7 protein-coding genes are annotated in these 7,032 nt (G+C 60.6%); 5 read left to right on the top strand and 2 right to left on the bottom strand.

The genetic code is table 11. The features are described from left to right. Positions 1–77 precede the first annotated feature (77 nt). From VFZ66_16975 to VFZ66_16955, 5 genes are all read left to right on the top strand, one after another. On the top strand, positions 78–1,064 hold the full coding sequence (locus tag VFZ66_16975; protein HEX6290880.1) for an ABC transporter ATP-binding protein: 987 nt from the start codon (positions 78–80) through the stop codon (positions 1,062–1,064). Positions 1,065–1,079: 15 nt separating this feature from the next. Continuing rightward, positions 1,080–2,114 carry a dipeptide ABC transporter ATP-binding protein gene (locus VFZ66_16970; GenBank protein ID HEX6290879.1) on the top strand — a complete coding sequence of 345 codons (1,035 nt, stop codon included), beginning with the start codon at positions 1,080–1,082 and terminating at the stop codon, positions 2,112–2,114. Between the two features lie 157 nt (positions 2,115–2,271). Continuing rightward, the gene (locus VFZ66_16965; protein HEX6290878.1) at positions 2,272–4,062 is read left to right on the top strand and encodes a peptide ABC transporter substrate-binding protein; all 1,791 of its coding nucleotides are present in this window, start codon (positions 2,272–2,274) and stop codon (positions 4,060–4,062) included. A 153-nt stretch (positions 4,063–4,215) separates the two neighbouring features. Beyond that, entirely contained in the window at positions 4,216–4,449 is a 234-nt protein-coding gene (locus tag VFZ66_16960) for a DUF433 domain-containing protein (protein HEX6290877.1), read from the top strand. A 373-nt stretch (positions 4,450–4,822) separates the two neighbouring features. Next, a complete protein-coding gene (locus VFZ66_16955) occupies positions 4,823–5,269 on the top strand; it encodes a VanZ family protein (protein ID HEX6290876.1) in 447 nt (148 codons plus the stop codon). Between the two features lie 137 nt (positions 5,270–5,406). Here VFZ66_16955 and rsfS read toward each other — a convergent pair whose 3' ends face one another. Together rsfS and VFZ66_16945 are read right to left on the bottom strand one after the other, a co-directional pair. Continuing rightward, positions 5,407–5,721 (bottom strand): ribosome silencing factor, encoded by a 315-nt coding sequence (gene rsfS / locus VFZ66_16950; protein HEX6290875.1) that lies wholly within the window; start codon positions 5,719–5,721, stop codon positions 5,407–5,409. 106 nt (positions 5,722–5,827) lie between these two features. Then, a complete protein-coding gene (locus tag VFZ66_16945) occupies positions 5,828–7,030 on the bottom strand; it encodes a glycine C-acetyltransferase (GenBank protein ID HEX6290874.1) in 1,203 nt (400 codons plus the stop codon). Positions 7,031–7,032: the final 2 nt, after the last annotated feature.

Raw genomic sequence — 7,032 nt, 5'->3', positions numbered from 1 at the left:
GCGACGATCGCCGGTTGCCGAACATTTGCTTGTGTTAGGTATCTATCGAATATTTCGATGTAGAGAGAGGCACTGCGGTGGCAACCACAGCTACAGCACAGAAAAACAATTACATCCTGAAAGTCAAAGGTCTCAAGACCTATTTTTTTACAGAAGAGGGTGTGGTCAAGGCGGTCGACGGCGTTGATTTTACGCTCAAGCACGGCGAGGTGCTTGGTATCGTCGGTGAGTCGGGCTGCGGCAAATCGGTTACGTCGATGTCACTGCTGCGGCTGATCAGCGCGCCCGGCGAGATTGTCGAGGGTGAGATCATCTTCGGTGAGGACGATCTGCTAGAGCTGTCCGAAGAAGAGATGCGCGGTATTCGCGGCAATCGGATCTCGATGATCTTCCAGCAACCAACGACAGCGCTCAATCCGGTGTTTACTGTCGGCGATCAGATCAAAGAAGCGCTCAAGATCCACAAAGGTCTGGATGATGCCGAGGCCGATAAGCGCTGCGAGCAGTTGCTGGCGCTGGTGGGCATTGCCGAGCCGCGTCGCCGCATGAGCACCTACCCGCACCAGCTTTCGGGCGGCATGTGCCAGCGCGTGATGATCGCGATGGGCCTGGCCTGCAATCCTGAGCTGCTGATCGCCGACGAGCCGACGACGGCGCTGGATGTGACGATCCAGGCCCAGATCCTCGACCTGATGCGCGATCTGCGCGAGAAGATCAACACGGCGATCATCTTGATCACCCATGACCTGGGCGTTGTCGCCGAGATGGTCGATAATGTGCTGGTGATGTACGCCGGTAAGGTCGTGGAGTACGCGCCGGTCAAAGAGCTATTCTCCGCGCCGAAGCATCCCTATACCCAGGGCTTGATCGCCTCGATCCCGGTGCTGGGCGTGATCAAAGATGAGCTGGATACCATCTCCGGTACGGTTCCAAGCCTGCTCGACCTACCGCCCGGCTGCCGCTTTGCCAGCCGCTGCCCGTATCGCATGGAGCGCTGCGATCAGGAAGAGCCGCCGTTGATCAAGCTGGAAGGCAATCGCCTTGTTCGCTGCTGGCTGTACTAGCGGTTGGAGGGGAGCATGACACAGACATATCCGACGAGTAATGCCACAGCCAGCCAGCCATCAAGCGCGACGCGCGCCAAGGACGATCTGCTGGTTGTTCAGGATCTCAAAAAGTATTTTCCGGTCAAAGGCGGCATCTTGCGCCGGACGATCGCCCAGGTGCAGGCGGTCGACGGCGTGAGCTTCACGATCAAGCGCGGTGAGACGCTCGGCCTGGTGGGCGAGTCCGGCTGTGGTAAGAGCACGACGGGCCGGACCATTCTGCGGCTGCTGCCCGCCACCGCAGGGAACGTGGTGTTCGAGGGCAAGGACGTGCTCAATGCCAGCGGTCGCGAGATGAAGGCGCTGCGCCGCGACATGCAGATCGTCTTTCAGGACCCGTACGCCTCGCTCGATCCGCGTATCATCATCGGCGAGAGCATCGCGGAGGGGCTGAAAATTCACGGCATCGGCAATCGCAACGAGCAGCTCGATCGGGTGCGCGACGTGATGCTGCGCGTGGGGCTGCGGCCTGAGCTGACGCGGCGCTTCCCGCACGAGTTTTCGGGCGGCCAGCGGCAGCGCATCGGCATTGCTCGCGCGCTGATCATGGAGCCCAAGCTGATCGTCTGCGACGAGCCGGTATCTGCCCTCGACGTGTCGATCCAGTCGCAGGTGTTGAACCTGCTCAAGCAGCTTCAGCGCGAGCTTGGCCTGACCTATCTGTTCATCGCGCATAACCTGAGCGTGGTCGAGCATATCAGCGATCGGGTCGGCGTGATGTATCTCGGCAAGATGGCCGAGCTGGCGACACGCGAGGAGCTCTTCCGTAACCCGATGCATCCGTACACCAAGGCGCTGATGTCGGCGATTCCGATCCCCGATCCCACGGTGCGGCGCGAGCGTATTATTTTGCAGGGCGACGTGCCCAGCCCGCTCAAGCCTCCCTCAGGCTGCCGCTTCCACCCGCGCTGCTGGCTTGCCAAGGAGATCTGTAAAGAGGTCGATCCGCCCTTTGAAGAAAAAGTACCCGCTCACTGGGTCGCGTGTCACTTCGCGGGCGAGTTCTAGCCGCAGGTACGGGATACGCAGATTGTCTCGATCGTCGCTGGCGCACTGGCTTTGCCAGTGCGTCGGCGTTTAAGCGCCGGTCAGCGGCCAAGCGACCCTTGCCGATATCTGGTATCATGCCTGCTCGAAATGTGTTCTCTGGAAAGGAAGAGGTCGGTTGATTGTTCGCCTGAGCATCATCGCGCTGACATTCGTTTTCTTGCTCGGTTGTTCGTTGCAGAGCGCCCCGCCACAGCCTGCGACGGGTAGCACGAATCCGACACCCGCTGCCAGCCCCACGAGCGCTATCGCCTCTGCGGCACCCGCTGAACCTGAGGCTCCTAGCGCATGGACGATCGGGCTGCTGGAATCGCCCAATAACCTGCTGCCCTTCTCGGTCGACGGTCGCGCCGCCGCGCCGATCGTCGAGGCGATGTTTCCCGCGCCCGTCCTGGGCATGGGCTATGCCTACACCACTACCGGTATCCTCGAAACGCTGCCGACGCTGGCAAACGGCGGCGTCGAGGTGACGACGGCGAGCGGCTTTCTGGATACGACGGGACAGTTCACTGTCACCGAGACGAGCCAGCCGACGACTACGCAGCAGCTTGTCGTGACCTATCGCTGGAATCCCAAGCTCCGCTGGGCCGATGGCACGCCGCTGACCGCCGCCGACTCGGTCTTCTCCTATGAGCTGTTCGGCGAGGTCCAGGCATCGCAGGAGGCGCAGGTCGCGCGCTCGATCATCGAGCGCTACGAGCAGGTCGACGAGCATACGACGCGCGCGGTGCTGAAGCCTGGCCGTATCGATCCCAACTATCTCGCGACCGCGTGGCCGCCGCTGCCGCGCCATCGGCTTCAGGATCGCCCGGCGAGAGATGCCCTGGACGAGTTTGCGCAGCAGCCGCTGGGCTACGGCCCGTTTACGTTTCTTGAGCGGCAGCCGGGCGATCAACTGGTGCTGGAGCGCAACGAGTACTGGCCCGATCACGCAAAGCTGCCGGAGCAGCTCGTCTTTCGCTTTTTCGGCTCCGCCGACGAGCTACGCAATGCCGTGGCGGGCGGCACGGTCGATGTGGCGACGCTGGAGCGTATTCCGCAGGAGTTGTATCCCTATCTCGATCAGGATCAGCAGAGCGGCGCGGCGAGCGTGACGTTTCTGCCCGGCCCGGTCTATGAGCATCTCGATCTGAATCTGGCCGACGAGCGGCTGCACGATCCGCGTGTCCGGCAGGCGCTAGCGTATGCGATCAATCGCCAGGGCATGATCGATGCGTTCTTTGGCTCGAAGGTCAAGCCGCTGTCGAGCTGGATCTTGCCCGATCAGCAGGTATTCTACGCTGGCGACGAGCAGCTTATGCGCTATCCCTACGATCCGGGGAAGGCAAGCGCGCTGCTGGACGAGGCGGGCCTGACCGACAAGGACGGCGATGGCATCCGCGAGTTGGCGCAGGGCCAGCCGCTCACGCTCACGCTGCTGACCACCGACACGCCGCAGCGGGTTGGGATGGCCGAGCGCATTGCCGCCGATCTCAAGGCGGTCGGCGTGCAGATCGTGACGGAGCTCCAGCCGATCGACCAGTTTTACAGCGGGACCGGCCCGCTGTACCGGCGCAACTTCCAGCTGGCGCTCTTTGCCTGGATCGCGGGCGTTGATCCGGGCGGCCTGCCGCTGTGGAGCTGTAACGCGGTTCCGCTACAGGAGAACGGCTTTACCGGCAATAATTTCAGTGGGTGGTGCTTCGAGGCGGCGGAGTGGCCGCTGCGGCGGGCAAACTCGACGCTGGACGAGCGCGCTCGCGCCCAGGATTATCTCAAGCACCAGCAGTTGTGGACGCAAGAGGTGCCGGTGATTCCGCTCTTTCAGCGACCGATCGCGGTGATCGCTCATCCGCGTATGCAGGGCGTGCAGCCCGATCCGCTCGCGCCCGTGACGTGGAATGTCGATCAGTGGACGAGCACGCGGTAGTAGGTTAGTGCATCGTTGGATGGTGGCGGGATGTAGAGCAGCCGAAACCTGCTACTACACCATGCTATACTAACATCACTCTATTATCTCAGCACTAGCCGGAATCAGGGGAACTCTCCAAAACGCCGGTCTGATGGCGCGCCAGGAGTACCTATGACGGCATTACTTGATCGTATTACCATTGAGCCGCACGTCTGCCACGGCAAACCCACGATTCGCGGGCTACGCTATCCGGTCGAAACCATTTTGGAACTCCTCAGCGCAGGGATGACCACGGATGAGATTCTGGCAGACTACGAGGATTTAGAGCGCGAGGATATTTTAGCAGCACTTGCCTTTGCCGCGCGTCTCGCAAATGTCAAGCGTATGGACTTGTTGGCAGCATGAACTTCCTTGTTGATGCTCATCTACCACGTCGTCTCGCGTTCCGTCTGAAGGAGGCGGGGCATGATGTTGTGCATACACTTGATCTGCCAAATAAAAATAGTACAACTGACAACGAAATCAACGACATTTCGGAACGTGAGCAAAGGTCGTTGTCACCAAAGACGCAGACTTTGTTAATTCATTTCTTGTGGTACGAAAACCATTCAAGTTGTTGTTAATCTCAACTGGTAATATCACTCATATTGAGCTAGAAGCACTATTTGTTCCTACTATTCCTATGATCGCCACAGCCTTTACACAGCATAGCTACATAGAGCTAAACCGCACAGCTCTTATTATCCATCGCTAGGTGGTATTCCAGGTGTTAGAACGGGTGAGCAGAAGCCACCATCCGCGAAGCAGAATCACAAAGGCCATCCTGCGCTGGCTGCCCGCCGCTGCATGGATGGCCCTGATCTTCTGGTTTTCGTCACAGTCGGACCTGCCGCGTCCGGCCAGCGACCTGCTCAACCTGATCCTACGGAAAACAGCACATTTCACCGTGTTTGGTGTGCTGGCCTTGTGCTATGTCTGGGCGCTCGGAGATTGGCGGCGACGCTGGCTGGCGCTCGCGCTCACGGTGCTCTACGCGATCAGCGACGAGTACCACCAGTCCTGGACGCCGCTACGACATCCGGCCTGGACCGATGTTGTGATCGACTCGGCTGGCGGCTGGAGCGCGTTGTGGCTCTTGCCACGTCTCCGCCAGCGGGCTATTGCAGGAACAACTCAAAGTTCGGCTGGCGATCACGGCCAAACAGGTGCCGAAACGCACGCTTAAGGCCTTCGGCAGCCTCATCGCCGAGCCAAAAGCTGGCAAGTGCGCCAACGATGAGGCCCAAAGCACTACCAACCGCAGCGCCTAGAGCAAATAGTAGGTACCGATCACGCGCAGTGGCCCTCATGAAGATTGTTCCTTTACTGAACGACTACCACCGGCTGCGCTTGCTTCCACAGCCGTTCGAGCCGATAAAACTCCCGTTGCTCCGGTGAGAAGACGTGGACGATGACATCGCTGAAGTCGAGCAGCACCCAGCCAGTCTCCGCTGAGCCCTCGATCTTGGGATTATGCGCCCCACCTTTGACCAGCGCTTCGTCGAGCGCCTCGATCACTGCCCTGATCTGACGTTCGCTCTCAGCAGTACATAGCACAAAGTAGTCGGCGATGGTGGTCAGCCCGCGCAGGTCCAACATAACGATGTCGTGGGCCTGCTTGTCCTCGGCTACCGTCACCGCACGACGCGCTAGTGTTGCGGCTTCGATAATAGCATCCTCCTGCCTATTCGGCAACTACATTCACGCTCTATTTTACCACGCCGTTTGGCGCGCGCGCATGGTACTACCCGCTCCCAATCAGGCCCATCTCGCGACCGACATGCTCGAAGACGGTGAGCGCTTCTTCCAGATCCTGGCGCGTGTGCGTGGCCGTGACGATCGTTCGCACGCGGCCTTTGTCGCGGGCAACCGTCGGGTAGGCGATGCCCTGGGCGAAGACGCCGCTGGCAAACAGCCGGTCCGAGAATTGCATCGCTTTCGCGCCCTCGCCGACGATCACCGGCGTGATCGGGGTTTCCGAGATGCCGGTGTTGAATCCTAGCGCCGCCAGGCCGCTCTTGAAGAAGCGCGTGTTATCCCAAAGTTGATCGATCAGCCGCTGTCCTTCATCGCTCTGTAGCAAGTCCAGGGCCGCGATACAGGTTGCCGTGACCGATGGCGGATGCGAGGTTGAGAACAGGAATGGCCGCGCGCGATGCTCCATCAGCTCGCGGAGCGCCTGCGAGCACGCGGCATAGCCGCCGACCGAGCCGATCGCTTTGGAGAGCGTGCCGACGCTGATGTCCCACTCTTTGTCGATGCCGAAGTGATGGACGGTGCCGCTGCCATGCGCGCCCAGCACGCCCGATCCATGCGCATCGTCGACCATTGTCACCGCGCCGTAGTGTTTGGCGAGCTCGGCGATACGCGGCAGCGGCGCGATGTCGCCGTCCATCGAGAAGACGCCGTCGGTGACGATCAGGATGATGCGATGCTGGCTGTTCCTGGTTTCCTCCAGCACGCGCTCCAGATCGTCCATGTCGTTGTGCTTGTAGACTTTGCGCGCCGCTTTGGTCAGCCGCACGCCGTCGATGATCGAGGCATGATTGAGCTCGTCGGAGATCACAAGGTCGCTGTCGCCCAGGATCGTGCCGAGAACGGCCTGGTTGGCCGTGAAGCCGCTCTGAAGCACCAGCGTGGCCTCGGTATGCTTGAACTGCGCCAGCTTGCGCTCCAGCTCCTCGTGAATGTCCATCGTGCCGATGATCGTGCGGACCGCGCCCGTGCCGACGCCGTATCGGTCGATCGCGGCTTTGGCCGCCTCGCACAGCTTGGGATGGGTGGTCAGTCCAAGGTAGTTGTTCGACGACAGGTTGATCACCTCACGCCCATCGATCACCGAGCGCGGTCGCTGCTCGCCGCTCAGGATGCGCAGCTTGCGATACACGCCCTGCTCTTTTAGCTCGTTCAGTTGGGCCTGGATCACCTGATCAAATGGCTGGGGCATAT

This window comes from Herpetosiphonaceae bacterium, assembly GCA_036374795.1.
GTDB lineage: Bacteria > Chloroflexota > Chloroflexia > Chloroflexales > Kallotenuaceae > LB3-1.
Note: the sequence above shows the minus strand (reverse complement) of the source record. Positions and strands in the feature narration are given on the sequence as shown.

What these genes read in the sequence shown, in the direction of transcription:
- VFZ66_16970 (HEX6290879.1), top strand. Translation starts at nt 1,080, where the DNA reads ATGACACAGACATATCCGACGAGTAATGCCACAGCCAGCCAGCCATCA.
- VFZ66_16960 (HEX6290877.1), top strand. Translation starts at nt 4,216, where the DNA reads ATGACGGCATTACTTGATCGTATTACCATTGAGCCGCACGTCTGCCAC.
- VFZ66_16945 (HEX6290874.1), bottom strand. Translation starts at nt 7,030, where the DNA reads ATGCCCCAGCCATTTGATCAGGTGATCCAGGCCCAACTGAACGAGCTA.